The sequence below is a fragment of the Nonomuraea antimicrobica genome (genome assembly GCF_039536965.1).
In the GTDB taxonomy this organism is placed as follows: domain Bacteria; phylum Actinomycetota; class Actinomycetes; order Streptosporangiales; family Streptosporangiaceae; genus Nonomuraea; species Nonomuraea antimicrobica.
Genome location: NZ_BAAAZP010000008.1, coordinates 46,701 through 72,881, shown reverse-complemented (window position 1 = coordinate 72,881; position 26,181 = coordinate 46,701). Strand labels below are relative to the sequence as shown.

The 26,181-nt window shown below is 68.6% G+C and carries 27 protein-coding genes; 13 read left to right on the top strand and 14 right to left on the bottom strand.

Going from position 1 to position 26,181, the window contains the following annotated elements; all coding sequences use genetic code 11:
* The first annotated feature begins 213 nt into the window (after positions 1-213).
* Together ABD844_RS02575 and serC are read left to right on the top strand one after the other, a co-directional pair.
* The gene (locus ABD844_RS02575; RefSeq protein WP_344872498.1) at positions 214-1,320 is read left to right on the top strand and encodes a citrate synthase 2; all 1,107 of its coding nucleotides are present in this window, start codon (positions 214-216) and stop codon (positions 1,318-1,320) included.
* 206 nt (positions 1,321-1,526) lie between these two features.
* A complete protein-coding gene (gene serC, locus ABD844_RS02570) occupies positions 1,527-2,636 on the top strand; it encodes a phosphoserine transaminase (RefSeq protein ID WP_344872496.1) in 1,110 nt (369 codons plus the stop codon).
* Here serC and ABD844_RS02565 read toward each other — a convergent pair.
* The gene (locus ABD844_RS02565) at positions 2,633-2,821 is read right to left on the bottom strand and encodes a hypothetical protein (protein ID WP_344872494.1); all 189 of its coding nucleotides are present in this window, start codon (positions 2,819-2,821) and stop codon (positions 2,633-2,635) included. The two genes, serC and ABD844_RS02565, sit on opposite strands and share 4 nt — an antisense overlap.
* A gap of 70 nt (positions 2,822-2,891) precedes the next feature.
* Between ABD844_RS02565 and ABD844_RS02560 the strand changes: the two genes are divergently transcribed.
* Positions 2,892-3,503 (top strand): TIGR00645 family protein, encoded by a 612-nt coding sequence (locus tag ABD844_RS02560; RefSeq protein ID WP_344872492.1) that lies wholly within the window; start codon positions 2,892-2,894, stop codon positions 3,501-3,503.
* On the opposite strand, the gene ABD844_RS02555 is transcribed toward ABD844_RS02560, so the two are convergent.
* The 8 genes from ABD844_RS02555 to ABD844_RS02520 form a co-directional block, all read right to left on the bottom strand.
* A complete protein-coding gene (locus tag ABD844_RS02555) occupies positions 3,500-4,138 on the bottom strand; it encodes a rhomboid family intramembrane serine protease (RefSeq protein ID WP_344872490.1) in 639 nt (212 codons plus the stop codon). The two genes, ABD844_RS02560 and ABD844_RS02555, sit on opposite strands and share 4 nt — an antisense overlap.
* Before the next feature lie 107 nt (positions 4,139-4,245).
* Entirely contained in the window at positions 4,246-5,010 is a 765-nt protein-coding gene (locus tag ABD844_RS02550; RefSeq protein WP_344872488.1) for a crotonase/enoyl-CoA hydratase family protein, read from the bottom strand.
* Positions 5,011-5,016: 6 nt separating this feature from the next.
* Entirely contained in the window at positions 5,017-5,790 is a 774-nt protein-coding gene (locus tag ABD844_RS02545; protein WP_344872486.1) for an SDR family NAD(P)-dependent oxidoreductase, read from the bottom strand.
* A gap of 48 nt (positions 5,791-5,838) precedes the next feature.
* Complete coding sequence (locus ABD844_RS02540) at positions 5,839-6,177, bottom strand: STAS domain-containing protein (protein ID WP_043624827.1); 339 nt, start codon at positions 6,175-6,177, stop codon at positions 5,839-5,841.
* A gap of 165 nt (positions 6,178-6,342) precedes the next feature.
* Complete coding sequence (locus ABD844_RS02535) at positions 6,343-7,080, bottom strand: energy-coupling factor ABC transporter ATP-binding protein (RefSeq protein WP_425568497.1); 738 nt, start codon at positions 7,078-7,080, stop codon at positions 6,343-6,345.
* Complete coding sequence (gene cbiQ, locus ABD844_RS02530) at positions 7,074-7,829, bottom strand: cobalt ECF transporter T component CbiQ (protein WP_344872480.1); 756 nt, start codon at positions 7,827-7,829, stop codon at positions 7,074-7,076. Before cbiQ ends, ABD844_RS02535 begins: the two co-directional genes overlap by 7 nt.
* A gap of 3 nt (positions 7,830-7,832) precedes the next feature.
* Complete coding sequence (locus ABD844_RS02525; protein WP_344872478.1) at positions 7,833-8,861, bottom strand: energy-coupling factor ABC transporter permease; 1,029 nt, start codon at positions 8,859-8,861, stop codon at positions 7,833-7,835.
* A gap of 77 nt (positions 8,862-8,938) precedes the next feature.
* A complete protein-coding gene (locus tag ABD844_RS02520; protein WP_344872477.1) occupies positions 8,939-10,753 on the bottom strand; it encodes a glycosyltransferase family 2 protein in 1,815 nt (604 codons plus the stop codon).
* 323 nt (positions 10,754-11,076) lie between these two features.
* On the opposite strand from ABD844_RS02520, the gene ABD844_RS02515 reads away from it, so the two are divergent.
* The 3 genes from ABD844_RS02515 to ABD844_RS02505 all read left to right on the top strand — a co-directional run bounded on the left by ABD844_RS02515 (position 11,077) and on the right by ABD844_RS02505 (position 13,044).
* Complete coding sequence (locus tag ABD844_RS02515) at positions 11,077-11,436, top strand: hypothetical protein (RefSeq protein ID WP_344872475.1); 360 nt, start codon at positions 11,077-11,079, stop codon at positions 11,434-11,436.
* 17 nt (positions 11,437-11,453) lie between these two features.
* Entirely contained in the window at positions 11,454-11,819 is a 366-nt protein-coding gene (locus tag ABD844_RS02510) for a ClpX C4-type zinc finger protein (RefSeq protein ID WP_344872473.1), read from the top strand.
* A 280-nt stretch (positions 11,820-12,099) separates the two neighbouring features.
* Positions 12,100-13,044, top strand: coding sequence for a D-2-hydroxyacid dehydrogenase family protein (locus tag ABD844_RS02505; protein ID WP_344872471.1), 945 nt, complete (start codon positions 12,100-12,102; stop codon positions 13,042-13,044).
* 46 nt (positions 13,045-13,090) lie between these two features.
* On the opposite strand, the gene ABD844_RS02500 is transcribed toward ABD844_RS02505, so the two are convergent.
* The gene (locus ABD844_RS02500; protein ID WP_344872469.1) at positions 13,091-13,672 is read right to left on the bottom strand and encodes a CGNR zinc finger domain-containing protein; all 582 of its coding nucleotides are present in this window, start codon (positions 13,670-13,672) and stop codon (positions 13,091-13,093) included.
* Positions 13,673-13,744: 72 nt separating this feature from the next.
* On the opposite strand from ABD844_RS02500, the gene ABD844_RS02495 reads away from it, so the two are divergent.
* Complete coding sequence (locus ABD844_RS02495; protein ID WP_344872467.1) at positions 13,745-14,500, top strand: class I SAM-dependent methyltransferase; 756 nt, start codon at positions 13,745-13,747, stop codon at positions 14,498-14,500.
* Positions 14,501-14,506: 6 nt separating this feature from the next.
* Here ABD844_RS02495 and ABD844_RS02490 read toward each other — a convergent pair whose 3' ends face one another.
* The gene (locus tag ABD844_RS02490; protein WP_344872465.1) at positions 14,507-14,713 is read right to left on the bottom strand and encodes a hypothetical protein; all 207 of its coding nucleotides are present in this window, start codon (positions 14,711-14,713) and stop codon (positions 14,507-14,509) included.
* Positions 14,714-14,980: 267 nt separating this feature from the next.
* Here ABD844_RS02490 and ABD844_RS02485 point away from each other — a divergent pair, with 267 nt between their 5' ends.
* Positions 14,981-15,439, top strand: coding sequence for a hypothetical protein (locus tag ABD844_RS02485; RefSeq protein ID WP_344872463.1), 459 nt, complete (start codon positions 14,981-14,983; stop codon positions 15,437-15,439).
* 66 nt (positions 15,440-15,505) lie between these two features.
* Here ABD844_RS02485 and ABD844_RS02480 read toward each other — a convergent pair whose 3' ends face one another.
* Positions 15,506-16,555: a DUF418 domain-containing protein gene (locus tag ABD844_RS02480; RefSeq protein WP_344872460.1), complete on the bottom strand. Its 1,050-nt coding sequence runs from the start codon at positions 16,553-16,555 to the stop codon at positions 15,506-15,508.
* 164 nt (positions 16,556-16,719) lie between these two features.
* Between ABD844_RS02480 and ABD844_RS02475 the strand changes: the two genes are divergently transcribed.
* Positions 16,720-17,634: an SDR family oxidoreductase gene (locus tag ABD844_RS02475; RefSeq protein WP_344872458.1), complete on the top strand. Its 915-nt coding sequence runs from the start codon at positions 16,720-16,722 to the stop codon at positions 17,632-17,634.
* Here ABD844_RS02475 and ABD844_RS02470 read toward each other — a convergent pair.
* A complete protein-coding gene (locus ABD844_RS02470) occupies positions 17,625-18,077 on the bottom strand; it encodes a hypothetical protein (protein ID WP_344872457.1) in 453 nt (150 codons plus the stop codon). The two genes, ABD844_RS02475 and ABD844_RS02470, sit on opposite strands and share 10 nt — an antisense overlap.
* Before the next feature lie 663 nt (positions 18,078-18,740).
* Here ABD844_RS02470 and ABD844_RS53015 point away from each other — a divergent pair.
* The 3 genes from ABD844_RS53015 to ABD844_RS02455 all read left to right on the top strand — a co-directional run bounded on the left by ABD844_RS53015 (position 18,741) and on the right by ABD844_RS02455 (position 22,369).
* Positions 18,741-19,358: a pentapeptide repeat-containing protein gene (locus ABD844_RS53015; RefSeq protein ID WP_425568496.1), complete on the top strand. Its 618-nt coding sequence runs from the start codon at positions 18,741-18,743 to the stop codon at positions 19,356-19,358.
* A 933-nt stretch (positions 19,359-20,291) separates the two neighbouring features.
* Positions 20,292-22,076 carry a hypothetical protein gene (locus ABD844_RS02460; RefSeq protein ID WP_344872454.1) on the top strand — a complete coding sequence of 595 codons (1,785 nt, stop codon included), beginning with the start codon at positions 20,292-20,294 and terminating at the stop codon, positions 22,074-22,076.
* Positions 22,073-22,369: a hypothetical protein gene (locus tag ABD844_RS02455; RefSeq protein ID WP_344872452.1), complete on the top strand. Its 297-nt coding sequence runs from the start codon at positions 22,073-22,075 to the stop codon at positions 22,367-22,369. Before ABD844_RS02460 ends, ABD844_RS02455 begins: the two co-directional genes overlap by 4 nt.
* Positions 22,370-22,383: 14 nt before the next feature.
* Here ABD844_RS02455 and ABD844_RS02450 read toward each other — a convergent pair whose 3' ends face one another.
* On the bottom strand, positions 22,384-22,881 hold the full coding sequence (locus ABD844_RS02450) for a hypothetical protein (protein WP_344872450.1): 498 nt from the start codon (positions 22,879-22,881) through the stop codon (positions 22,384-22,386).
* A 770-nt stretch (positions 22,882-23,651) separates the two neighbouring features.
* Between ABD844_RS02450 and ABD844_RS02445 the strand changes: the two genes are divergently transcribed.
* Positions 23,652-26,181, top strand: a 2,530-nt coding sequence (locus ABD844_RS02445; RefSeq protein WP_344872448.1) for a tetratricopeptide repeat protein, incomplete at its 3' end; no start/stop codon positions are given.

Here is a 26,181-nt window from a genome sequence, read left to right as displayed (position 1 = left end):
ACAACCCTCCCACCAGCGGGTTTGTCCTAACGGCGGGTCCCGAGACCGACCGTGACCTGCTAGGGGGTTAAATTGACCCGCCGGTATCTCGACATCAACATAGCGGAGGAGCTCGGGGAGGGCGGACATGCATCCATGCCGATCCCGGAGCGGCCGCGACAGTGGCACAGCATCGCGTTGCCGAAACATGGCAAGAAAGGGAGGCGGCCGAGTATGTCCGACTTCAAACCCGGGCTCGAAGGCGTCGTAGCTTTCGAGACCGAGATCGCGGAACCGGACAAAGAAGGGGGCGCCCTTCGATACCGGGGCGTCGACATCGAAGAGCTGGTGGGCCGTGTCCCGTTCGGGCACGTCTGGGGCCTGCTGGTCGACAACAAGTTCCAGCCGGGCCTGCCCCCGGCGGAGCCTTACCCCATTCCTGTCCACTCCGGTGACATCCGCGTAGACGTACAGAGTGCGCTGGCCATGCTGGCTCCGGCCTATGGCTTCAAGCCGCTGCTCGACATCAGTGACGAGGAGGCCCGCGACCAGCTCGCGCGTGCCTCGGTGATGGCCCTGTCCTTCGTCGCACAGTCCGCGCGGGGCCTCGGCCTGCCGATGGTGCCGCAGAGCCGGGTCGACGAGGCCAAGACCATCGTCGAACGCTTCATGATCCGCTGGCGCGGTGAGCCTGATCCCAAGCACGTCAAGGCCATCGACGCCTACTGGACCTCCGCGGCCGAGCACGGCATGAACGCCTCGACGTTCACCGCCCGCGTCATCGCCTCCACCGGGGCCGACGTGGCCGCCGCGCTCTCCGGCGCCGTCGGCGCCATGTCGGGTCCGCTGCACGGCGGCGCCCCCGCCCGCGTCCTGCACATGATCGAGGGTGTGGAGCAGCTCGGCGACGCCAAGAAGTACGTCCAGAGCGAGCTCGACAAGGGCAACCGTCTCATGGGCTTCGGCCACCGCGTCTACCGCGCCGAGGACCCCCGCGCCCGCGTGCTGCGGCGTACCGCCAAGGAGCTCGACGCACCCCGCTACGAGGTCGCCGCGGCGCTGGAGCAGGCCGCCCTGGAGGAGCTGCACGCGCGCAAGCCCGACCGCGTGCTGGCCACGAACGTGGAGTACTGGGCCGCCGTGGTGCTCGACTTCGCCGAGGTGCCCTCCCACATGTTCACCTCGATGTTCACCTGCGCGCGCACGGCCGGTTGGGCCGCGCACATCCTGGAGCAGAAGCGCACGGGCAGGTTGGTCCGCCCGAGCGCCACCTACATCGGCCCGGCCTCGCGCCCGCTCAGCGAGCTCACGGGCGCCGACGAGGTCGTCGGCAAGTACTGATCTCCTGCCACGGCTACCGCGCGGCCCTCTCCTCGGCCCGCGGTAGCCGTTTCGCTGCCCGGACCCGCCTGCGCCGTCCTGGCCCGCCGCCCGGCGGATTTTCCCCGTACGACCGGGTGATCTGAACCGGTCTGGGAGGGAATCTCCAGGTCTCAGAATCCGGACCGCGTACGAGCCATTCCACGCCGGTCGGTAGGCTCCGTTACGTGGCTGACATCGTGATTCCCGCTGACATCAAGCCCACCGACGGCCGGTTCGGCTGTGGGCCCTCGAAGGTTCGCACCGAGCAACTGGCCGCGCTCGCCGCCTCCGGCGCGAGCCTCATGGGCACCTCGCACCGCCAGAAGCCGGTCAAGAACCTGGTCGGCCGCGTGCGCTCCGGCCTGGCCGACCTGTTCTCGCTGCCGGAGGGCTACCAGGTGGTGCTGGGCAACGGCGGCACCACCGCGTTCTGGGACATCGCCGCCTTCGGGCTGGTCCGCGAGAAGTCCCAGCACCTGTCGTTCGGTGAGTTCTCCTCGAAGTTCGCCACGGTCACCAAGAAGGCGCCGTGGCTCGCCGAGCCGAGCGTCATCACGTCGGAGGTCGGCACCCACCCCGCCGCGGTCACCGAGGACGGCGTCGACGCCTACGCGCTGACCCACAACGAGACCTCGACCGGCGTGGCCATGCCGATCGGGCGCGTGGGCTCCGACGACTCGCTGGTGCTGGTCGACGCCACCTCCGGCGCCGGCGGCCTGCCCGTCGACCTCGCCGAGACCGACGTCTACTACTTCGCGCCGCAGAAGAGCTTCGCCTCCGACGGCGGCCTGTGGATCGCGATCATGTCGCCGCGGGCCCTGGCCAGGGTCGAGGAGATCGCCGCGAGCGGGCGGTTCGTGCCGGAGTTCTTCAGCCTGCCGGTCGCGATCGACAACTCCGCGAAAGACCAGACCTACAACACCCCGGCGGTGGCCACCCTGTTCCTGCTGGCCGACCAGCTCGACTGGATGAACGGCAACGGCGGCCTGGCCTGGACCACCGCCCGCACGGCCGACTCCGCCTCGCGGCTCTACACCTGGGCCGAGAAGTCGGCGTACGCCACGCCGTTCGCCGCCCCCGAGTTCCGCTCGCAGGTGGTCGGCACGATCGACTTCAACGACGACGTCGACGCCGCGGCCGTGGCCAAGGTGCTGCGCGCCAACGGCATCATCGACACCGAGCCCTACCGCAAGCTGGGCCGCAACCAGTTGCGCATCGCGATGTTCCCGGCCATCGACCCGGCCGACGTCGAGGCGCTGACGGTGTGCGTCGACCACGTGGTCGAGCGCCTCTAGCCCTTCTCACGGCCCGTCCTGCGGGCCGGTTCGTCGAGGAGGGCCCGCGCGTCCTCCTCGACGCTCTGCGCGAACCTGGCCGGCACCGGCGACCTGTCGGTGCCGGCCGTCAGCGCTTCCGGCATGAGCTTGGCCAGGAGCCCTCTGACGCGCATCGGCCGACCGGCCTCCCACCGCACGTTCATGATCGCGCGCTCCGGGGACCCCCAGGTTCGCCAACTCGCCTTCCCCCGGCTCGAGTACTAGGAAACGTTCTTGCCCGACAAATCCCCCTTCGGCCAGGGCACCGCGCGGCCGAAGAGCCTCGGCCATCTCATGTTCGCCAGCCGCTGGCTCCAGGTCCCCCTCTACCTCGGCCTCATCGTGGCCCAGGCGGTGTACGTCTACCAGTTCGTCCTGGAGCTCTGGCACCTCATCGACACCGTGTTCCTGCACGGGACCCCGGCGGCCGGCGCGCCCGCCCCCGAGGTCGTGGTCATGCTCACGGTGCTGGCGCTCATCGACGTGGTGATGATCTCCAACCTGCTGATCATGGTGATCATCGGCGGCTACGAGACGTTCGTCTCACGCATCGACCTCAACGACCACCCCGACGAGCCGGAGTGGCTCTCCCACGTCAACGCGAACGTGCTGAAGGTCAAGCTGGCCACGGCCATCATCGGGATCTCGTCGGTGCACCTGCTGCAGACGTTCATCAGGGCGGGGTCGACGCCGAACGACAAGATCATGTGGCAGATGCTGATCCACCTGGCGTTCGTGCTCTCGGCGGTCGGCCTGGCCTACATCGACCGTCTCCTGTCCACCTCACCGGCCGAGCACACCCGTTCCCACCTGCAACGTCGCTCCGAAGGCCCTCGTGGAGCCTAGAAGGGGTAGGAGGCCCGGGTCGGGGGCAGGGCGCGCTTGCGGCGCAGCACCCAGGCGGCCACCACGCCGCCGATGAGCCCGAACAGGTGGCCCTGCCAGGAGATGCCCTCCTGGTTCGGCAGCAGCCCGGCCAGGATCCCCCAGTACGCCACCCCCACGCCGATCCCGATCGCGATGTCCAGCAGCCGCCGGTCGAACAGCCCACGGGCCAGGATGTAGCCGAAGTAGCCGAACACCAGCCCGCTGGCCCCCACCGTGTACACCTCCGGGCTGGTCATCCAGGTGCCCAGCCCGCCGATCAGGATGATCAGCACACTCGCCCACAGGAACTTGCGCAGGTCACGCAGCCCCGCCAGGAAACCCAGGATCAGCAGCGGCAGGGAGTTGGCCACCAGGTGCCCGAAGCCGACATGCAGGAAGGGCGCGAAGACGATCCCGACCAGCCCGTCGGGCTCCCAGCCCACGATGCCGAACTGCCGGTCGAGCGAGCCGCCGAGGAAGAAGTCGACCCCTTCCACGAACCACATCACGGCGAGCATGGCCGCCATGACGAGAAGCGCGCTGAGCGCACCGGACAGGACGGCTCCGGCGCCGTGCTTGGCCGAATCGAACCTGGAACCCGAATAGTCGCTCATGCGCTCTCCCGGTACGTCGTCTCCTCTCTCTTTACCGTAACCAGGAAGTGCGGCGCGCGCGTCGAACGAGCCCCTCCCGTCTCATGACCGGGACGGGAGGGGAGCGGTCACTCGCCCTTCCACCGGGGCGCGCGCTTCTCGGCGAAGGCCGCCGCGCCCTCCATGGCGTCCTTGGAGCCGAAGACCGGGCTGACGATCGCGCCCTGCTTGTCGAACATCTCCTCCAGCGACCAGTCCTGCGACTCGACGATCACCCTCTTGGTGGCGACGAGCGCCAGCGGGGCGTTGGCCGCGATCTTGCGGGCCAGCTCCAGCGCGCCCTCCAGCGCGGCGCCCGGCTCGGTGATCCGGTTGACCAGGCCCAGTTCGTACAGGCGGGAGGCCGGGTAGTGGTCGCCGGTCAGGGCGATCTCCATGGCCACGTGGTACGGGATGCGGCGCGGCAGCCGCATGACCCCGCCCGCCCCGGCTACCAGCCCGCGCTTGGGCTCGGGCAGCCCGAACCTGGCCGCCGCGGAGGCCACGATGACGTCGCAGGACAGCGCCAGCTCGAACCCGCCCGCCAGCGCGTACCCCTCCACGGCGGCCACCAGCGGCTTCTTCGGCGGCTGCTCGGTCAGCCCGCCGAAGCCGCGCCCCTCCACCACCGGGAAGTCGCCGGCCAGGAAGCCCTTCAGGTCCATCCCCGCGGAGAACGTGCCTTCCGCGCCGGTCAGCACGAAAGCCGAAATGTCGGGACGGGCGTCCAGGGTGTCCAGCGCCTCGGCGATGCCCCGCGCCACCGCCCCGTTGATCGCATTGCGCGACTTGGGGCGGTTGATGGTGAGAATCGCAACATTGCCGGACTCTTCGACGAGCACTTCGTCAGACACGAGACCTCACTTGGGCTGGAAGCGGATTCCGCCGTCGAAGCGGATGACCTCGGCGTTCATGTAGTCGTTCTCGACCAGCGACCTGACCAGGTGGGCGAACTCGTCGGGCCGCCCCATGCGCTTGGGGAAGACCACCGGCGCCACGAGCTTGGCCTTGAAGTCCTCGGCGTTGGCCGAGAAACCGTAGATGGGGGTGTCGATGATGCCGGGGCAGATCGTGTTCACGCGTACGCCGATCGCGGCGAGGTCACGCGCGGCCGGCACGGTCATGCCCACGATGCCGCCCTTCGAGGCCGAGTACGCCAGTTGCCCGGTCTGCCCCTCCAGCGCCGCGACCGAGGCCGTGTTGATCACCACGCCGCGCTGCCCGTCGGCGTCGGCCGGCTCCGTCTTGGCGATGGCGGCGGCGGCGAGGCGCATGAGGTTGAACGTGCCGATCAGGTTGACCTCGATGACCTTGCGATAGGAGGCCGGGCTGTGCGGGTTGCCCTCACGGTTGACCGTGCGCTCGGCCCAGCCGATGCCGGCGCTGTTGACCACCACGCGCAGCGGCTTGCCGGTGGCCACGGCCGCGTCCACGGCGGCCTGCACCTGCTCGTCGTCGGTGACGTCGGTCTTGGCGAAGACGCCACCGATCTCATCGGCGACCGCCTTGCCGCGCTCCTCGTTGAGGTCGGCGACGACCACCGTGGCTCCGGCGCGGGCCAGCTCGCGGGCCGTGGCCTCCCCGAGGCCGCTGGCACCGCCGGAGATGATTGCTGCAGATCCGTTCACGTCCATATGCTGGACCCTAACCCGCCGACCGAATGAAGTTCTACTCGGGGGCGGTTAAATCTCACCCACGGCGGTGTCGACGTCGGAGTACACCTTGATCCGGCGGTCGAGCCCGGTCGTGCGCAGGATGCGCGCCACCGGTGCCTGCGGCGCCGCCAGCGACACGCCGCCGCCCTCGCCCGTGGCCAGCCGCCAGGCCTCGATCAGCACCGAGAGCCCGCTGGAGTCCATGAACGACAGTTGCTGCAGATCGAGCACGAGCCTGGCGCCGTCCTGCTTGATGGCGTCACGCACCTCGTCGCGCAGGAACGGTGCGGTGAACAGGTCAAGCTCTCCCTCGACGGCCACCACCACGGCGTCACCCAGGGCGTGTCGCGCAAGCCGCAGCTTCATTGGCCCCTCCTCGATGAGCCACTGTACTTCGACATCCCCGGATACCGGGCATGCACAAACTACGAAAAGCCGGATGCAGGAGGACAAGGCTGGTCTAAACGCACACCAAACGCCCCGTCAAGAACCATGCTCGGGGTTTCTACCCATCTCGCCGCCGATGCCCCATCAAATGGCGGGAATCGCGAAACCGAACGGGAGCTCCAGGCGGTGCCGGGCCAGCAGGTCGGCGTCGGCCAGCAGCTCGCGCGTGGGACCGTCCGCGGCGATCACGCCACCGGAGAGGATGAGCGAACGCTCGCACAGCTCCAGCGCGTACGGCAGGTCGTGGGTGACCATGAGCACCGTCACGTCCAGGGAGCGCAGGATCTCCGCCAGCTCCCTGCGCGCGGCCGGGTCGAGGTTGGACGAGGGCTCGTCGAGCACCAGGATCTCCGGCGCCATCGCCAGCACCGTCGCCACCGCCACCCTGCGCCGCTGCCCGAACGACAGATGGTGCGGCGGCCGGTCGGCGGCCGCCAGCATGCCCACCCGCTCCAGCGCGTCCTTCACCACGCGCTCCAGCTCCTCGCCGCGCAGGCCCGCGTTGGCCGGGCCGAAGGCCACGTCGTCGCGGACGGTGGGCATGAAGAGCTGGTCGTCGGGGTCCTGGAAGACCAGGCCGACGCGCTGCCTGATCTCCTTGAGCGTGTCCTTGCGCACGGGGGTGCCGGCCACGGTGACACTCCCGTGCCCGGCGGTGAGAATCCCGTTGAGATGCATCACGAGCGTGGTCTTGCCGGCGCCGTTCGGGCCGAGCAGGGCCACGCGTTCGCCGCGGGCGATCGACAGGTCCACGCCGAACAGCGCCTGCGTGCCGTCCGGATAGGCGTACGCGAGCTGCTGGACGTCGAGAGAGTTCACCACGTTAGTCCCCAGATCACGAGGGCGACGCCGGGCAGGGCCAACGCAGTGCCCCATTGGCGTACAGAAGCCGAAATATCATGCAGCATCGGCATGGTGCCGGAGTACCCCCGGCTCAACATGGCGAGGTGCACCCGCTCACCCCGCTCGTACGACCGGATGAACAGCGCCCCTGCCGAGCGCGCGATCACCGGCACCTGCCGGAAGGTCCGCGCCTCGAACCCCCGCGACTCCCTGGCCACCCGCATCCGCCGCATCTCGCCCACGATCACGTCCAGGTACCTGAGCATGAACATGGCGATCTGCACCAGCAGGCTCGGCAGCCGCAGCCGCTGCGCGCCGACGAGGATCACCCGCGGCTCCGTGGTGGCCGCCAGCAGGATGGAGGCGACCACCCCGAGCGTGGCCTTGGCCAGGATGTTCCAGGCGGCCCACAGGCCCGGCACGCTCAGCGAGAGCCCCAGCACCGTGGTCCGCTCCCCCAGCCCGATCACCGGGATGAGGAACGCGAACAGCACGAAGGGCACCTCGATGACCATCCGCCGCAGCACGTACGTCACCGGCACCCTGGCCGCCACCGCGACGCCCCCGAGCAGCACGGCGTAGGCCGCGAACGCCCAGAACCGCTCGCGCGGCGTGGCCACCACCACCAGGGCGAAGGCGAAGACCGCGAGCAGCTTGCACTGCGGCGGCAGCCGGTGCACGACCGAGCCGCCCGGCAGGTAGAGCTGATGATGATGCCCGGCGCCCACGAATCACACCGTGGTCTTGCCACTGGTCTTGCCACTGGTCTTGTCACGACTCCGCGCGGCGTAGCCGATGACCCCGGCCAGGAGCAGCACCAGCCCGACGCCGAGGACCCCCGCCACGCCGACCGGGATCCCGCCCACCTCACCGTAGTCGGCCAGCGCCCAGCCGCCGAACAGGTGGTCGGCCGCCTGGTCGATGAAGCCCTTGTTCTCGGCCACCGCCTCCAGCCCGTCGGGTGAGGAGGAGGCGAAGAAGGACACGACCCCGGCCAGCACCAGCGTCACGCCGACCCCGCCGAGCAGGAACGGCTTGAGCGCGCCGCGGGCCGCGACCGGCGCGGGCGACTCGCCCACGGTCGTGCTCTCGCCCTCGGCGCCGCGCAGGATCAGCGGCTTGGACAGGCCGCGGGCGCCGTACACGAGGTCGGGCCGCACGGCCAGCACCGTGCCCACGGTCACGGCCGTGATCAGGCCCTCGCCGATGCCGATCAGCAGGTGCACGCCGCCCATCGCGGCCGCCACCGCGCCGACCTCGATCGGCGCGGTCCCGCCGATCCAGAACAGCAGGGTGAAGGCGAGCGCGGAGGCCGGCACCGAGATCAGCGCCGCCAGGAACGCCGCCACCGCGACCTTCCCCCCGGCCAGCCTGGTGACCAACCGGAAGACCCCCCAGCCGACCAGCACGGTGACGATGCCCATGATCGTGACGTTGACGCCGAGCGCGGTCAGCCCTCCGTCGGCGAAGAACACGCCCTGCACCAGCAGGACCACGGCCATGCACAACACCCCTGTGTACGGCCCCACGAGTATCGCGGCCAGCGCCCCTCCCAGCAGGTGGCCGCTGGTGCCCGCCGCGACGGGGAAGTTGAGCATCTGCACGGCGAAGATGAACGCCGCGACGAGCCCGGCCATGGGCGCGGTCCGGTCGTCGAGCTCGCGCCGCGCCCCGCGCAGGCAGACCGCGACTCCGGCGGCCGCCACGACTCCGGCCGAGATCGAAGTCACCGCGTTGAAGAAGCCATCGGGTACGTGCACGGCATGCCTCCAGCCAGCAAGGACGGACAAACGGTCCTACTTTAGGACATCGTCTTGCACCTGCATATAGATGGCAATTACCGCAAGATTCTCTTAACCACAGATTCGGCTGTCAGCCGCCGTACGACCGCGCTCAGCCGCCCCTTGCCCGAGGTAGCGTACGGCCGGACCGTTCTGAACAGGGCGGTGCCCCACCACCTGCGCGGCGCCGCCACGGCCGTCGCGTCGGCCTCGATCCTGAACAGCGCGGGCGGCCCGCCCAGATCCAGCTCCAGGTAGGCGTCCCAGGTGCCCGGCGTCAGCCGGCCCACCGCGGGCCTGGCCGCGAAGCCGCCCCCGGGCAGCGCGACCACCCGGTCGCCGCGTTCGCAGCCGCTGCGCCGCTCGCGCCACACGATCCGCCTGATGGCCGAGGTCGCCGGGGTGGTGCCGACCACGGTCACCTCTCCGTCGATGAGCAGCCGGTGCCCCATCGCCCACCGGGTCCTCACCAGCCGCGCGGTGCCGGGCACGGCCACCACGTGACCGCCCATGTCGATGCTCAGGTTGCTGTTGTCCCTGGTGAAGTAGGGCAGGACCACGACGCCGCCGACCAGCCGGGGCCGCGGGCGGGCGATGCCGCTGTCGCGTTCGGCCCCGAGCCGCCCGAGCCGGATCACGCCCTCGATCTCGACCGCCACCCTCAGGTCCCAGACGCCGGGGTCGAGCGCGGCCACGTCCACCCGTACGGTGAACTCCCCGCCCTTGCGCTCGGCCGGCACGACCAGCTCCCTGGCGGGATCGTGCCGCGCGCGCAGCACCACGGCCAGGCCGTCGTCCCGGGTGATGCCGTCGAGCCGGGCCGCGCCGGTCACCACGAGCCGGTCGCCCTCCCAGCGCACCCCGGTCAGCCTGCGCCGCATGGTGGCGCTCTCGATGCGGGCCAGGCGCACGAGGCGGTCGATGTCGTCGAGCGCGCTCGCCCGCTGCCGATCGATGGTGTTGAGCCGCTCGTGCACGCCGGGGGTGTACCACCGCTCGCACAGCGCCGCGACCTCCCGCGCGATGTCCTTGCGGCGGATGTCGTCGCTCTCCAGGAACACGGTCCCGAGCTGGGCGAACACATCGAGCCTGAAGTGCCTGCGCAGCAGGTGGTCGCGGAGCGGGCCGGGCTCGACGTGCCGGGCCATCAGCTCGATCGGCCCGCGGATCATGGCCAGCCAGGCCAGCGGGTCGCGGCTGCCGGCCTGCTGCATGATGCTGCTGCCGTCGGGCCTGTCGACGAGGTGGTAGCAGTCGTAGTCGGCCACCACGGAGATCGGCCCGGCGTGGCAGTAGGCGTGGACGGTGAAGAGGATGTCCTCCCCCACGAGCATGCCCTCGCCGAACCTGATGCGGTGGCGTTCGAGCAGCTCTCGCCTGAACAGCTTGAAGCAGCTCAGGCTGTTGTAGACGGTGCTGTCACCGAGGCCGACCCGGTCGGCGCTGTGCTGGAACATCGACACCGGGGCCCGCCTGCCGTGCCCCACGATCTTGCCGAGGACGATGTCGGAGTCGTTGCGGTCGGCCACTGCCAGCATGCGTTCGAGCGCCTCGGGGCCGAGGTGGTCGTCGGCGTCGCAGAAGAACACGTACCGGCCGGTGGCGTGCTCGATGCCGACGTTGCGGGGACGGCCCGCGCCCCTGCCGCCGTCGAGGTGCACGACCTTGACGCTGCCGGGGTGGTAGGCGGCGTAGAGGTCGAGCAGCTCGCCGCTGCCGTCGGTGGAGCCGTCGTCGACCACGACCAGCTCCTTCTTCACCCGCTGGACGAGCGCCGACGTGAGGCACCGGTCGAGGTATGACCGGCAGTTGTGCACGGGGATGACGACGCTGACGTCGACCGCGTCGTCATCGTTGCCTGTCCCCCGCATCGCCACCACTCCAGAGTCACGTTACGCCGTCAGTCCGTCTCAGTATGTGACGAGCGCGGGGCGCCGTGCGGGTCTATCGCGCGTCTTCATCCGCTGCTTTTGCCAAGAACGGGAGAACGCGGCATTCCCCCAATAGGCCATGGCAGCGCCGCCAAATAGCCCATTCGGCCCGCACCGAACGCGTTTCAGTGAGGCTGATTTCCTACCTGGGAGAAGAATCATGTCCGCCGGGTGCATTCCGGCACCACCGTCCGCGTCGAGTGATCCCCCTGCGCGCCCCGCGCGTCTACAGTTAGGCAACCTTGACCGGGAGGTGGCGGGAAATGGGATCGGAGCTCCACAGCGGGACGGCCGTCGGATCGGCCGTGGATGCCGCCGAGTTCATCGTCTCGTCGGCGCGGCTGACGGAACTGTACGAGTGTGCGGTCCTGCTTCGCCGTACGCGGATACGGGCGGAAGAGATCGTGAACGATGCTCGCGCCCTCGTGGCCGAGGTCGAGTTGCAGGGCGACGCCGAGCGCGCCTTCGCCCTGCGCGGCCAGCTCGACCAGGCGGACGAGAAGTATCGCCAGGTGCTGAACGCGTACCTGCTGATCAGCCGCAAGATCGAGGAGGAGCGGCAGGACATCCTGCGGGCGCACATGGAACCAGGCCGGTCGCGAGGCTTGTCAGGGGTCGCCTGACGAGCTACCGTCAGGCCATGCCTGACTGGAAGGACAAGGTCCGCTGCTCGTTCTGCCACAAGAAGAGCTCGGACGTGAGCAAGGTGATCGCCGGACCAGGGGTGCACATCTGCGACGAGTGCATCAATCTGTGCAACGAAATCCTGGAAGGGGAACGGCTCGCCGCCTCGACCGAACCACGCCTGCCGATGTGGGAGAGCATGTCAGAAGAGCAGATACTCGACCACCTCCCGAAGATCGCCGCCGTACAGGCGCAGGTGGACGACAACCTGCGCGACTGGGTGGCGCACCTGCGTACCCGGGACGTGAGCTGGGAACGCATCGGCGCCTCGCTCGGCATGACCCGGCAGTCCGCGTGGGAACGTTTCAGGAGCGAGACCTGAGCCGTCCTGGAGCGCGATTCGCGGCTTCGAGTGAACCGTTGTGGCGTCTGGGACGTCCTACGGTCAGGGAGGCCCGACATGCGCGTCCTGGACGGTCTCGCGGCGCCCGAGCTCGACCGGCTCCACCTGGAACTGGTCCTGATCCAGGCGCTGCACGAAGAGGCGGAACGACTGGCCGCCGAATGAACGGGCTCCAGCTCCCCGGCACCTCCCGGGGAGCTGGAGCAGGGGGACCGCCTGACCGGGGTGTTTCCGTGAGGGCGGCGTAGGATTGCCGATCATGCTGCGCTGCGCCGTACTCGACGACTACCAGGACGTGGCACTCGGACTCGCCGACTGGTCACGGGTGCGGGCCAGGAGCTACCGCGAGCACTTCACCGGGCACGACGACCTCGTGGCGGCGATCCACGACTGCGAGATCGTGGTCGTCATGCGGGAGCGCACGCCGTTCACCGCCGACCTGTTCGCCCGGCTGCCCAACCTGCGCCTGCTGATCACCACCGGCCCACGTAATGCCTCCATCGACCTGACCGCCGCACGCGAGCAGGGCGTCACGGTCTGCGGCACGGCGAGCAGCCCGGCCCCGGCGGTCGAGCTGACCTGGGCCCTGATCCTCGGCCTGGCCCGCCACCTGGTGCCGGAGGCGACCGCCATGCGCGCGGGCGGCCCGTGGCAGCACACGGTCGGCGCCGGCCTGTACGGGCGTACGCTCGGGCTGGTCGGCCTCGGCAAGATCGGGGCGCGGGTGGCGGCCGTCGGGCGGGCGTTCGACATGGACGTGACGGCCTGGAGCCAGAACCTGACCGAGGAGCGTGCCGCGGCGGCCGGCGCGCGGCTGGCGCCCGATCTCGACGCGCTGCTGTCCTGCTCCGACGTCGTGTCCGTCCACCTCGTGCTCGGCGACCGGACGCGGGGACTCATCGGGACACGCGAGCTGTCGCTGATGAAGCCCACCGCCTACCTCGTCAACACGGCGCGGGCGGCCATCGTCGACCAGGACGCGCTGGCGTCGGCCCTGCGCGAGGGGAACATCGCGGGGGCCGGGCTCGACGTGTTCGAGGCGGAGCCGCTGCCCGGCGGGCACGAGTTCCGTACGCTGCCGAACGTGCTGGCCACGCCGCACCTGGGCTACGTGACGGAGCAGAACTACGGGACGTACTTCCGTGAGGCGGTCGAGGACATCGACGCCTTCCTCGCCGGGGCACCGATCCGCCTCCTGACCTGAGCCCTGGCCGGGAGGCCGATCCGCCTCCTGACCTGGGCGCCGTTCGTCACCCCGACTCCGTTTCCGGTCGGCTCCTGGCCCTGAAGGCCGCCGTCTTCACCCGGTTCTGGCAGGCCGTGGAGCAGAAGCGGCGGGTGCCGTTGCGGGAGACGTCCACGTAGACGCGGTCGCAGTGCGGGGCCGTACAGACGCCGAGGCGGTCGTTGAATTCGCTGCCCAGCACGATCGCCAGCCCCGTCGCGCAGCTCGCCGCCCAGTCGCCGGCCATGGTGCCGCCGGTGCCGTGGAAGTGCAGGTGCCAGGGCTCGCCGTCGTGCCGTTCGAGCCTGGGCCTGGCGTCGGTCTCCCGCAGCAGCGCGTTGACCTCCGTGGCAGCGGTGTCGAGGTCGGCGGCGGCGACCGCGGCGAAGACGGCACGCAGCCGACCGGCGACCGCGGCCAGCTCCGCCCCCTCCGCCTCGGTGATCTCACCATGGGACGAGTAGACGGCGCGCAGGCCCTCGACGGCGGCGGCGCCGAGCGCTCGCGGCATGGGGAAGGCCCGCCCGCGCCGTTCGCCCGGGGTCAGCGCGTTGACGAGCGCCACCGCGACCCTGATCACCGCATCGGTGTGACTGTTGTAGTCCAATTGACCGGTTACACCTTCGTATCCTATGTTGTAACTATCCAAATCATAAATGACAGTTACGGAGAGACGTTCATGCTTGCCCACGATGCCGCACTCGACTGGATCGCGCGCTGGGACCGCCAGCAGGAGGGCTACCTGCCCGACCGGGAGGAGCGCTTCACCGCCTTGATCGACGCCGTGGAGGCGCTGGGGCGGCCCGACCCCCTGGTGATCGACCTGGGCTGCGGCCCCGGCTCGCTGTCCGCCCGGCTGCTGGCGCGGCTGCCCCAGGCCGAGGTGATCTCCGTGGACGCCGATCCGCTGCTGATCGGGCTGGGGCGGGCCGCGTACCCGCAGCTCACGTTCGTCTCGGCGGACCTGCGGACGAGCGGGTGGACGCACCTGCTCGGCCTCGACCGACCGGCCGACGCGGCGGTGAGCACCACCGCGCTGCACTGGATCTCCGAGCCCGACCTGAAGGGCATGTACGCGGAGCTGGCAACCGTTCTGCGGCCCGGCGGCCTGCTGCTGAACGGTGACCACCTGGACACCGAGGACGCCACACCCACCCTCTCGCGGCTGGAGCACGCGGTGCACGAGCGTCAGGCAGAGCGGACATTCGGCGCGAACCGGCCGGAAGAGTGGCGGGCCTGGTGGGACGCGATCGCGGCGGACCCGGCCTTCGCCGAGCTCGACGCGGCACGCACCACGGCCGGGGCAGACCACCACGGCTCGGAGTCACGCCTCCTGTCACAGCACGCCGGCGCGCTGCGCGAGGCCGGGTTCTCGGAGATCGGGACGTTGTGGCAGCGGGGAAACAACCGTCTGCTGTGCGCCGTACGGGGATGAAGGGCGCTACCTCATGATCCTGTCCAGCAGGCCGACCAGGCCCAGGGCGGTGGCGACCCCGACGGGCACCGACGCGAGCGGCGACCCGACCACCAGCCCGCCCACGAGCGCGGCGATCAGGATGACCACCCATCGCTGCGGGATACGTTCGGGCTCCTGGTCGGAGGCGGCCCTCGGCTCTTCCGGTTGCTGACGCTGCCTGGGTAATCTCATGTCCAGCGGTCTCCTTTCGCGGCATTTCGAAGAGCACCGCGAGAGCGGCCTTTCCGGGCTGTCGGGCTGCGGAAGGGCCGCTCGCATTCGCGGGTTCACGACGATCGAGGATCGCACAAGATTTCTTCGCGGAAAATGCCGTGTCCCTCTCGGGTGGAGATTCCTTATACGCGGACAGCGGCCTGTATCACGTCGTCGCACTCCAGCGATACCGTCGATCCCGCACTTCTTTGCATTTTCCGCACTCCTCTGCGCACGATTCACCACATGAGGGAAATCATCGAGGAGTTGGCGAGAGTGCTCGTCCCCGAGCCGGTGAGGCACGACGACGAGAGCGACAAGGAGTACACGGGCCGGGCGGAGGCCGCACGGAAGGCGCGTAAGGCCGCGGTCGGGGAGCTGACGATGGCCGCCGAGGCGTCGCCCACCGAGGATCCGGTGCTGGCGCGGCTCGCGGAGTTGAAGGCACAGCGGAGCGAAATACAGCGACAAATACGACTTATCGCGACTTATGCGCGCGAATTCGTACGGCCGGAGCCGTACCGGCTGCGGGCCCTCGCCGATGCGGCCGGGGTGTCGATCTCCACAATACGCAACTCGTACGACATAGAGGATAAGCTCACCGTCGCCACTCGAATCGGCAGAAAAGACATAAAAGACACCGTCCGCCCCAGTGTCGACGACCAGGGCTGGCGCCTCCCGGCCCGCCCCACTTACGCGGAATGACGCGCGTACCGAGGAGAACCGGCATCACCGGCCGTCGGCGGGCTCGGAGGCTGCGACCCACGCCTCTTATGAGGCCAGAGAGTCGCGTCCGCGCGCGAGGGGAGGCCGTCGCAACCAGGTGGCCCACCGCCAGAGCCACTCCATCGGCCCGAACCGGTACCGCCGCAACCACCACCCCGACACCACCCGCTGCGCGCCCAGCACCCCGGCCGCGACCAGCACCACGGTCACCGACGACCACGACTCGGGCTGCCATCCCGGAATCCGGCTGATCACCAGGACGATCACGGTGGCGCCCAGGTAGTTGGTCAGCGCCATCCGGCCGAGCGGCGCGAAGACCGTCTGCAGCACCGGCCGGAGGGGCGTCCTGAGCAGGAGGAGCACCCCGCACACGTACGCGCCGGCGACGAGCAGCCCCGCCACGGCGAACACGGTGCTGAACACCGCCCCGCCGGCTTCCTCGCCCAGCCTGACCTGGAGCCACACCGCGGGGACGGCCAGCGCCGCGAACCCCGTTCCCAGCACCGCGGGCCCCCACGTCGCCCGTTCCATCCGCGCGGTCACCCCGTACCGGGTCAACGCCGACCCCAGCAGGAACAACCCGGGCACCAGCACGACACCGTTGCTCCCCAGCACCAGCGGCACGGCCAGCAGCACCCCGGCCAGCCCCGCCACCGCCCACCGCGGCAACCAGGTGGACGGCAGCAGCACCACCAGCCCGACGACGGCGTAGATCGTCAGAATGTCGCCCCGCCAGAACACGAACATGTGCACGAGCCCGATGGCCAGCAGCACCAGCAGGCGGCGCGCCAACACCACCCTCGGCCGCGCCGCCCGCTCCTCCTCCTTTTCCAACAACAACGAGAACCCGAGCCCGAACAGCAGCGAGAAGATCGGAAAGAACCGCTGGTCGACGAACAACCCCAGCCAGGCCAGCCCGTCCTCCCCGCCCGTGGCGAGCACCGCGTCGGCGTTCACGTTCGCGATCGGCTTGATGTTGGCGAGCAGGATCCCGCACAAGGCGAACCCGCGCAGCACGTCGAGCGCGGCGATCCGAGGCCGGGCGGCGGGACGGGGCGGGCTCGCGTCCGTTTCACGATGAGGGTGATGAGACATGGCCCCATCGTGGTGACCCGCTCCGGCCCTGACATGAGCCGAAGGCAGGGTTCGCAGCGGTACTTTCGGCCAGTTCACCGTCCGATGGGGACGGTTCTTCCTCCGCAGGGAGATCATCCGAAAAGATGACAGCCGTTGTCGGGTATTACGGCTAGCTTCGGACCATGAGCACCACTTTGCAGGGCAAGGTCGCGTTGGTGGCCGGAGCGACCCGTGGCGCCGGCCGCGGCATCGCGGTCGAACTCGGCGCGGCCGGCGCCACGGTCTACGTGACCGGCCGCACCACCCGCCAGAACCGCTCCGAGTACAACAGGCCGGAGACCATCGAGGAGACCGCGGACCTGGTGAACCAGGCCGGCGGCGTGGGCATCCCCGTCCAGGTCGACCACCTGGCACCCGATCAGGTCAAGTCCCTCGTCGACCGCATCGCACGCGACCACGGCCACCTGGACGTACTCGTCAACGACATCTGGGGCGGCGAACTCCTGGCGAAATGGGACACCCCGCTCTGGGAGCACGACCTCGACGCCGGGCTACGCCTGCTCAGGCTGGCCATCGACACCCACATCATCACCAGCCACTACGCCCTCCCCCTCGTCATCGCCCGGCCGGGCGGCCTGGTGGTGGAGATGACCGACGGCACCAAGGACTACAACGACCACAACTACCGCGTCTCCTTCTTCTACGACCAGGCCAAGAGCGCCGTGATCAGACTCGGCTTCGCGCAGGCCCACGAGCTGCGCCCGTACGGGTGCGCGGCGGTGACGCTGACGCCCGGCTGGCTCAGATCGGAGATGATGCTCGACCTCTTCGAGGTCAAGGAGGAGAACTGGCGCGACGCGACCACCCGCGAACCGCACTTCGTCATCTCAGAGAGCCCCCGCTACGTCGGCCGCGCCGTCACCGCCCTGGCCACGGACCCGGACGTCATGCGCTGGACAGGCCAGTCGTTGTCGAGTGGCCAACTGGCCCGCGAGTACGGCTTCACCGACGTGGACGGCTCGCAACCGGACGCCTTTCGCTACCTGGTAGAGATCCAGGACCCCGGCAAACCCGCCGACGCGACCGGCTACCGCTGACGGGAGTCACCGGGCAGGTCGACCGGATCCACGTTCCATCTCGCAGGCAGGTCGTTCCCGCAGAAGACGCAGACGAAGTCGTCCTCTCGCACGATGCTGACCTCCTGGCAGGCGAGGCAGCGCCGGAACACCACCTCGTAGGTGAAACCGGACGGACACCTCAGCCCGACCCGGGCCAGAGCCCGAGCGACCGCCGTCCATGAGCTGGTGTCCGGGCAGTATCCGGTCGAGTGGTTGCTGATCTCCCCGACCACCCACCCGCCGTCCGCACGCTGGAACCCGATCTCACCAGCACCCAGCACCGGCCCACTGCCGGCACACGCGGCATGCTCGCTGCGGCGTGGCGCCAGCCGCAGCACACCCTCCAGGTCGACCACGAACGTGAACGGCTCAGCCAGCTCCACCGCCGACCTCGCCACCACCCACCCCTCGAAGTCGGCCATCGAACGAATGGCACGACCTTCGCCCTCCGGCCGAACCGCCGCCTTCACCTCGGCCGGCCCCACGTACCGATAGATCCGCCCCGCACCAGTCACACCAGCACGACCAACCCCATCGAGAAGAGCGGCGCCCCGCCCATCTCTCCACAAGACCCAGTGACACGGACCCGTCGACGGCCCCGAACGAAGCACCCAGGAGAAGCCACCGGCCAACGCACGCCGGCAGACTTCGAATTCGGCAGCCACCTCACACAGAACCGGCTGAGACGACGAACTCCGCCAAAGACCACAGGACGGGCCGCCATCTCCCTCACTCGACGACGGGTGAAACGGAGGAGTGCGGTCGACGGGCCACGCTGCCGCTCAACAGCGCCGTCCTTCGACCGCCTCCTGCGGACTACAGAGGCCGTCCCCGATCGTGACGAACCTTCGACGCAGACCTTCTGCACGATCTTCACATGGGGGATGCCGCTCGACACCTCGCCGTCAGGCCGGACGAAGATCACCCTCGCCCACCCCGTCAGCATGACGCCTCCCGGAAGCCGTATGACCGCGATCCGGCCTCGCACACGTACGAAACCAGCGGCCGTCGGCCCTCATCCCACACGTTGAGGGCGCTCAAGCGCTCCTCACGAAGATTAGCTGAGCTCCTCGGGCCACCACCACTTGCGGTCGTCGTTCCTGATCGGCTCTTCCCTGATCGGCTCTTCCTTCATCGGCTCTTCCTTGACCGGCTCCTCCTTCACCGGGTCGTGCCTGTGCTCGTGCCTGAACGGCTCGTGCCTGAGCCGCTCGTGCCTGAACCAGTCGTGGTGCCGGTGGAAGCGGTGGTGGCGGTTGTGCGAGCGGTTGTCGTTGTCGACGATCACGTCGAGCCTCGGGGGACGCCAGCGGTGCGGAACGTGCAGGATCGGCTTCTCCCTCGGGACGTACCTCGTCTTCGTGACGTGGCGGGTGGGCGCCGGCTTGGACGGCGGGCCCCCGGCCTCGACGGCGGGGAAGCCCGTGCTCGCGGAGGCCACCCCCAGGTCCAGCGGAAGGAGCATGGTGCCGGCGACCGCGCCGGCCAGCGCTACAGCTGCGAGCCGCCCATGGCGGGGCGCCCGCGACTGCCGAATCTTTGTGTTCACGGTCTCTCGTTTCCGTTCATGGATTAATCGGCCAGAATCCGGCACCCACTCTTCTAGCGGGCACCTAGACGGAAGCAGACGTACCCATGCAGATATTCTCAGTTACCTCCTTAAACCCAAACAACCCGTCAAAGCCCACAGATCCCATCAATAACAGAGCACCCGCCAGCCCGGACGACACCGCCTCGACCACCACCACCCATCATCCCCATCCACCCCGCCAACGCACCCCTCGCAGACCACATCACCCCAGGCCCAGCCGCCACTCGACGTCCCGGCCAAGCTCCCGGCCCACCTCCAACCGAGACGCCACGGCACCCAGAAGCAGAACCCCAACCAGGGGCCCAGAAAGCCCCTTGCCCGGGACACTCACACACCCACCCACAAAGCGCCGCACCCCACCCCCGCACCCCCCAAAACGTACATACGGGAATAAGCGCCACCCCACCCCAAGAGCACCTAATCCCCCGTCAATCTATAGGCATCCGACCCACCAAACTCCCACCCACTTTTGGCACACAAATCGTGATGGAAGAATTCATCCCCGCTTGGCCCTAGGCGCCGCCGCAAAAGCCGCACACCATGTCCACCCACCCGGAGCGCCGCCACCTGACCCATCAGCGCCACAAACACTAAGCAATCCCCGCGAAAGTGTCGTCAACGGACATAAACACCACCGCAATCAGCGCAGCACCACTACCTCCAGCCCAACGTGTGAGGCACCGTGAGTGCAGTCCGCGGTCAGGTTCCGCCAGATATGGCCGCCACTGCCCGAACCCCACACTCACCACCCCCTTCACCTCCGACCTCCCGCCAGAAGCTCAGAACGACCCCGCACCCGACCATCGACCGACCCGGCCACCCGTTCGCGCGCCCGTGCGTATCCTTCGAAATGGCAGCGACAGGAAGCGCGCGACATCCCGAACCACCGCGAAGTGCGACGTTCGCCTGATCGCAATGCCGCTTTATGGCCATCCGTCACCGAGCAAGCGCAATTCCTGTTGCCTATAGAGGCGCGCGAGACGTTTACCCGGATCGGATGATGTGCTTAACTCCTGCGCTGTAGCCGAGCCCTCTGGGAGGGTCCATGGGGGAGTTCGTCGGGATCGACCCCGGCGGGGCAGGCCAACTCATGCACCAACTGACCAGCGGCAAGAACATCCTCGCCCAGGCCCGGCCGGGGCTGGAGGCGGCGCTCGCCGAGGCGGGCGCGTCATGGACCGGTCAGCTGGGAGTGGCCGCCATGCACCGGTCATGGGCGTTCTTCGATGACACACAGCGGGACCTCAAGTGGCGGATGGACACGCTCCAGCAAACGGTCCCGGCCTCGGGAAACGGTCTGTTGAGCGGGTTCCTCACATTCGACAGCGAAGCGGAAGCCGCCCGGCGGGGAAAGGCCGATGCGGCGCCGATCGCCGCGGCTCTCAAGCGGCATGACGTCGAGAACTCGGTGAAGAGCTGGCGCGACGTGACGGCCGCCGTGTCGGCGACGAAGGGGAAGCTGAGCGATCCGGCCTACGCGGCCGCCCTGCTGGCCGCACTCGGGCCGGACAGGTTCCGCGCGCTGTTCATGCACTGGATGAAGGACAAGGGCCCGGCGGCCATGGACATGGGTCTTCCGCCCGCAGTCCTCCAGCAGGGTCGGGAAAGTCTGGGCCCGCTGGCCGAGGCGTACGCGAACGCCGAGCGTGCCGGACGACTCGGGGAGGAATGGCGCGCAAAGTTCATGGACGCGACCGATCCCGGCGTACTGACAGCACTGGTCGCGATGTCCAAGCCGTCGAGCACGCTGCTCAACCAGGTGGCGCGCCGCGTCCTGCGCCGTCCGCTGAGCGCAGACGCGCCGACGAGCCCGAACTGGAACCTCGACGTACTGGTGAACGCCTACAACGCCGACCCCCAGGCGCTCCAAACCCTACTGGCCGAGCACCCGGACGCCGCCGGCTCTCTTCTGCACCCCGGCCGATTCCGACAAACCAGACTCCCCGACTTCGAGCAGCGGTTGGCCGACGTACTGGACAGGGCCCTGAGACCAGGTGCGGGCATTGATCACGTACGCGAGCGGGCCTGGTTCAACCTCATCAGCGGCGTAGGCGCCGACGGCACTCCCTGGCTCGGCGGCCAATGGCTGCAAAACGCCTTGATCCTTCCCGAATTCAAGGGCTCACCCGTCGCCCAGGTCCTGGCCAGGAATGTGGCGCCGTACCTCGGCGAGCTTGCGCGCGTGCAGGCAAAGGAGTCATCACCGAAACTCACCTCGCTGTATCCACCACCCCCCTGGGACAACCTCGACCCCGACGTGGCATCCCGCTTCTTCGGCGCCATGATGCAGGACAAAACAGCCGCCGACTCGCTGCTGAAGGCCTGGCAGGAATACACCACGAGTATGGACATAGGTCGATTCCATCCATTCGACAGCGACGAAAAGATGCGCGCCGGATTCGTGACTCACAGCGCCCTGTCGAGCGGGGCCGCGAACCTGCTCCTGGACGGTTCCGCGCACGCGGAGTGGAGCGACGACGAGTACGCCGACTGGATCGCCGGCACCCTGCTCATACCCGTCGACTGGCTCTCCAACAAATACTGGCCCATCGACCACCCCACCACCGCCACAGCCCGCGACCAGGGCCAGGATGCCACCAAAGACGGCCTGAAGGAGATGATCACGAACTACTTTGACGGGAAAACTCCCGACACTGCACAGACTGTCGCCGACAAGATCGTGGACAGGCAGGTGCGCTGGGTAACCGAATCATTGGCGCGGCACAAGCAAGAACCGCTGACGGACACGGACCAAGACATGATCGACAAAGCATTCCGAGGAAGGCTCTACAACGCACTGGTCGACGCGCTGGAGAGGCGGGGAGGATGAGCACGTCCATCCCCGAACCGGGTCAGTTGCTCAGGCAGGCCACCGACAAAGAAATGCTCGCGGCAACCCTCATTCGATACGCCAAGGCCCTGGAGGAGGTTTTCACCGGCTCTCTGGCGAATCCTCAGGCAGTTGAGACGTTCTGGAAGGGGCCTGCCGCGGGTCGGTTCAATATCCAGGCCGCGCAGTTGCGACGCGAGATCGAGTTGCTCCAGGAGAGTTGCACCTCCACCGCCGACCGCCTACGCAACCAGGCGGTTCTTCTACGCAAGGAGGCTGCCCAGTTGACTTGACCGAGCACGACACCTCAGCCACCGCGAGCGTAGCAATCGGTCTTTCCGACGATCATGATATTAGGCGTCTGGCCGTTGCGAACGGTCAGCGTAAAGGTCAGCCCCGTCTTTGAGTTGCGCACAACGGACAAACCTAGATTCTCATCACGAAGATCCCGATCATTCACCACTGAGTCGTAGCCAACGAACTCCAGCACGCTCTGCATCAAACCGGCAGAGTTATACGGCATGTGCACGTCGGGTGCCCCGGAGAGGTCTCCCTGAGCTCGAAAGAATCGCTGCACCTGACCAGGTATACAACCTGATTCCGTATCCTTTTCCGCGCGTTCTGTCACTGCCAGTTTTCCAGAGGCGGCCACTTCGCGAGAGGCAATGAGTTTGTCACCGTCCGCGATGAGCTGTTTCGTGGCCTCTTCCAAGGTGGGCCTGTTGAGGCCCGCTGTGCAACCCATCACAGCTATCAGGGAGACGAGCGTCGCGGCGGCAGTCAGCCGACGAATATCTGGGCGCACGCCCCGGACACTACCCAACCCCTACTACCACGTACAGCTCACATGCATGTTACGGCTGAAACCCTCACCCCACTTGCGCGCATATCAGCTTCTTCGGTACGCCCTTATGAAGAGAGCAGCCACGACGCGAGATCCCTCCGGCGCTGCGTAAACGGTGAATGCCTCGCGCAACCACGTCGCGAACCGCACCGAAATTCGTCCGACAAGCGGGAGCTTCGGACCGAACCAGCAGGAGTCGGGCTCCGTGTTCCGGACCGCCGAGGGCTCTGAACCTCTCCTGGACAAGCCGACGTCTGGATCAATGCTCATGACTGCGTTCCTCTGCCACCGTGGCTTCCCGACGACGACTTGGGCGAGGATGGGCAGCACGGGTGCCGTACGGAGATCAAAGGCCCCTTCCAAGTCGCGGAAGGGGCCTTCTAGCAGCGAGCCGACGAGGGGAATCGAACCCCTGACCTTCTGTTTACAAGTGAGAACACGATCGTCCAGGACGGTCCAGGCGAGGCGACATCCCTGCTCAAGGCCACCTCAGGGGTGGGGCTGTGTCCACCAGCGTCCATGATCGTCCAGGAGTGTTGTTAGCACGCCCGTTAGCAAGCGCCGAGGCCTCAGCCCTCATGGTCAGTGGCAAGGGCCGGCGAAGCCGGTCCGCGGCAGCCGATCGCCCCCGCCCGTACGGCGAGCACCGAAGTGGGCGATCGTCACGACGGGACTGAACGATTGCGTAACGGGGACCGTGTGGATCTTTGGCGCGTTCTACACAAGAGGGTGTGAACGGGCGGCTGCGGGTGTTCGGCGCGATGGTGGCGGGTGCGGTGACAGTGGCGGTGGCGGCCGCGGTGGCGGCGGTCACGGATGGCAAGCCGCTGCCCACCGTGCTGGGGGCCGTGGTTGGCGCTATGGTGTCGGCTTTTGCCCCCTCCGTTCTTGATCGCTGGAGGGAGAGGGCAGCGGCGCGGGAGGCGCTTGAGGCGGCGGCTGAGTTGCTGCCTGATGGGCAGGGTCCGGCGATGCTGCTGCATCCGTCGCGCAGGGTGGTTCCTTTTGAGGGGCGGGAGCGGGAACTGGACGAGCTTCTGGCCTGGAGCCGTGATCCACAGGCGGGGCGGTTGCGGTTGCTGACGGGACCGGGCGGGGTGGGCAAGTCGCGGCTAGCGGAGGAACTGGCCGACCGGCTCGGCCCTGGTTGGGGGGTGTTGGGGGTTCGCGATGATGCCGAGGCCGATGCGTTGTCGCGGTGGCGGGCGGTGGAGCAGCGGCAGGTGCTGGTGGTGGTGGATTACGCCGAGACACGGACCGGGCTGTCGGCTTTGTTGAACGAGGTCGCTGCCGATGAGGGGCGGCGGGTGGCGGTGTTGCTGCTGGCGCGCAGTGCCGGGGAGTGGTGGCGGCAGCTGGGGGGTGAGTCGGCACGGGTGCGGCAGATGGTGGCCGCTGCCGGGGCTGAGGGGATGGCGTTGGCCGATCAGGTGGCTGTGGGGAGGTCGGATCGGGATCTGGTGCTGGCGGCGGTGCCGTTCTTCGCCGCGGAGTTGGGGGTGCCGGTACCGGAGCGGGTGGAGGTGGAGCTGGGCGAGGGGCGTCAACGGATATTGGATTTGCACGCGGCGGCGTTGGTGGCGGTGTTGCGGTCGGCGCGATCCGGTGGCGGGCCAATCACGGTGGGGGTGGTGGATGTGCTGGAGGAGCTACTGGAGCATGAGCGCCGCTACTGGGTGCAGACCGCGCGGGCGCGCGGCTTCTTGCAAGGGGCCTACGAGCTAAGTGTGGCGGCTGTTGAGCAGACGGTGGCGGTGGGCACGTTGCTGGGGGCGCGGAATCGTGCGCAGGCGGCTGAGGTGGTGGGGCGGGTTCCTGATGGGGTGCCGTCGGTGAAGGTGGCGGATTGGTTGCGGGAGTTGTATCCGCCTGAGGATGGTGAGGAGGGGCGGGAGTGGCTGGGGCGGTTGCGACCGGATCGGCTGGCCGAGCTGCACGTCACTCGGCAGCTGAGCGGCTGTGATGAGTTGCTGGAGGCGTGTCTGGCGGATTTGAATGAGCGGCAGGCGCGGCGGGCTCTGGTGTTGCTGGCGCGGGCGGCGCAGGAGCTGGATGCGGCCGGTGCGATGTTGCAGCGGTTGCTTCCGGTCGTGGCTGGCCAGGTGGGGGCAGTTCCGGCTTCCCGGGAGACCCTGGTGGCGTTGTATGAGGCGCTGCCCTATCCCTCGGTGATGCTGGCCGAGGGACATGCCCTCCTGGCCCGGCGCATCCTGGACAGCACCCCGGCCGACGCCGAGGCCCGGGAGCGCGCACGCTGGCTGGCCAATCTCAGCCTGCATCTCACTGACCTCGGGCGTCCGGCCGAGGCCCTGCCGCTGATCCAAGAAGCCGTCGCCATCTGCCGGGAGCTGACCGCCGCCTCCCCCGATCGCTACCGCCCCGATCTTGCAGCCTCCCTGACCAACCTCGGCAACTGCTTCTCAGAGCTGGGCCGCCCGGACAAAGCCCTCCCAGTGACCCAAGAAGCCGTGACCATCCGCCGGGAACTGACCGCCGCCTCCCCCGAGCGCTACCGCCCCGACCTCGCAGCCTCCCTGACCAACCTCGGCAACCGCCTCGCGGAGCTGGGCCGCCCGGCCGAGGCCCTGCCGGCGACCGAAGAAGCCGTGACCATCCGCCGGGAACTGACCGCCGCCTCCCCCGAGCGCTACCGCCCCGACCTCGCCACCTCCCTGACCAACCTCGGCATCCACTTCGCGGCGCTGGGCCGCCCGGACAAAGCCCTCCCAGTGACCCAAGAAGCCGTGACCATCTACCGGGAGCTGACCGCCGTCTCCCCCGACCGCTACCGCCCCGTCCTCGCAGCCTCCCTGACCAACCTCGGCAACTGCTTCTCAGAGCTGGGCCGCCCGGACAAAGCCCTCCCGGCGACCCAAGAAGCCGTGACCATCCGCCGGGAGCTGACCGCCGTCTCCCCCGAGCGCTACCGCCCCGACCTCGCCACCTCCCTGACCAACCTCGGCGTCCACTTCGCGGTGCTGGGCCGCCCGGACAAGGCCCTCCCGGCGACCGAAGAAGCCGTGACCACCTACCGGGAGCTGGCCATCGCCTCCCCCGAGCGCTACCGCCCCGACCTCGCAGGCTCCCTGACCAACCTCGGCATCCACTTCGCGGCGCTGGGCCGCCCGGACAAAGCCCTCCCGGCGACCCAAGAAGCCGTGACCACCTACCGGGAACTGGCCATCGCCTCCCCCGAGCGCTACCGCCCCGACCTCGCAGCCTCCCTGACCAACCTCGGCAACTGCTTCTCAGAGCTGGGCC